The 1,804-nt window shown below is 68.2% G+C and carries 2 protein-coding genes; both read right to left on the bottom strand.

The features are described from left to right. Nucleotides 1-45 precede the first annotated feature (45 nt). A complete protein-coding gene (locus tag WMO64_RS16960; RefSeq protein WP_349232757.1) occupies nucleotides 46-1,536 on the bottom strand; it encodes a ParB/RepB/Spo0J family partition protein in 1,491 nt (496 codons plus the stop codon). Continuing rightward, nucleotides 1,529-1,804, bottom strand: a 276-nt coding sequence (locus WMO64_RS16955; RefSeq protein WP_435412079.1) for a ParA family protein, incomplete at its 5' end; no start/stop codon positions are given. The genes WMO64_RS16960 and WMO64_RS16955, both read right to left, overlap by 8 nt.

Raw genomic sequence — 1,804 nt, 5'->3', positions numbered from 1 at the left:
CGGGGAAGACGCCACCCCGCCCGGCAGAAGGCCGGACCACGGCCTTCAATCCTCGATCTGCTGCCGGTGCCAGCTCTGGGCCTCCGGGATGGGCGGGCAGTGCATCCAGCACACCACCGTGGTGTTGATGGCCATCACGATGTTGGAGAACTCCCAGTGATCCCCGGACCAGTACAGCAGCTTTCCGCTGCCGTCCAGCGGGCCGCAGAGGCACCAGTAGTAGCCGTCCTCCACCGGGTCGCCGTAGTGCCACGGGCCGTCGCCGCCCGTGTCCCCATCGGGCCGGGTGTCAGTCAGGCCCAGCACATAGTCCAGGGATACGCCCGCCTCCGCCAGACCAGCCACCACGTCGGCGTCCAGATTTTCGGAAAAGTCATCTGCCAGGACGCAGCGGGGGTCCATCACGCCGTTGAGGGCACGCTCCACCATCTCAACCCGGTTCTCCCCCAGTATCTCGCCCAGGGCCTCCGCCGGCAGGTTCACCCGCTCCGCCTCCTCGCCCAGACGGAGCCAGGCCGCACGCTCCCGCTCCTGCCGGCGCTTCTCCTCCGCACAGCGCTCCCGGCTCCGCTCTTCGTCCTTCCGCCTCGCCTCGGCCAGCTTTTTCTCCTGCTCGGCCCGCTCCTCCGCCACCTGGTTCTCCAGGGAGGGGCAGACATGCCCGCAGGTCATGCGTCTGCTGCACTGGCCACAGCAGGATTCACAAGGGTGCCAATAGGCGGCGGTGGACTCCGCCAGCCGCTCCCGCATGCCGTCCCGGTTGGCGCATGGGGTGCCGTCCCGGCACACAACGGCGTCAATCTTGTCCAGGCCCTCCAGCCAGCCCTGGATGGAGTTCTCTGTGGGTTCGTACATGGCGTTGACACCCCGGCTGTACACCCCGGCCAGCCAGTCCTGCCGCTCCACGCTCTGGCGGGCCATCAGGTAGGCCGGAGCCTCGGCCAGCTTCCCGGCCTCAAACAGCGCCGTCCAGTGGGGCGTCAGCCGCTCCCGGATGACCTTGAGCCGGGCCAGCTTGGAGGCCGACACCTGACAGGCCGCCGCCACCTGGTCCCGCATCCGGCCGGGAAAGTCGTACCCCTGTTCCTTGAGCTGGTAGAGCAGCTCGGTCACCTTGGCGGCCTGGCGGGACAGCTCCGCCGGACTGAGCTGGCGGGTGGAGGCGTTGGCCATGATGAGCCGCAGCTCCCGCAGCTCCGGGGACGCCTGGTCCCGCTCCACGATGCAGGGGACGCCCATCCACCGGTCGCCGCCCTCCTCCGCGCTGTGCAGGAGCTTGAGCGCCGACCATCGCCGGTGGCCGGAGACAATCACATACCGCCCATGCTCCGCCGGGCGGACCCGGATGGGCTGCTGGAGGCCGCACAGCTCAATGTTGGCCGCCAGTTCTTCCAGACCGGTCAGGCTGTAAAAATTGTCCGGGTCGGGGTCCAGCTTGTCCAAGCCGATGTACTCAATGGTCTCCCTCGATGTGTCCGACTTGGACACATCTCCCACCGCTGCCGCAAATGCGGCCGCCATATCAAACTTAGCCACGGTCCGGTCCCTCCCTTCCCAGCAGCTCGGCCACAAAGGCCCGGTAGTCCTGGGCAGCGGCGGAGCGGGGCGACCAGCTCACCACCGGCTCGCCGGTCCAGGTGGACTCGTCCACCTTGGGGCTGCGCCTGATTTTGCTCTCAAACACCCGCACCGGGCTGTTGGCTCTCAACAGGGCCTCCCCCTGCTCCACGGTCTCGGAGCGGTACCACATGGTGGGCAGTACGCCCGACACCCGGACATCCGGGTAGACCGCCCGCAGGCGCTC

The sequence above is a fragment of the Pseudoflavonifractor intestinihominis genome, assembly GCF_040096055.1.
Taxonomy (GTDB): Bacteria; Bacillota; Clostridia; order Oscillospirales; family Oscillospiraceae; genus Pseudoflavonifractor; species Pseudoflavonifractor intestinihominis.
Note: the sequence above shows the minus strand (reverse complement) of the source record. Positions and strands in the feature narration are given on the sequence as shown.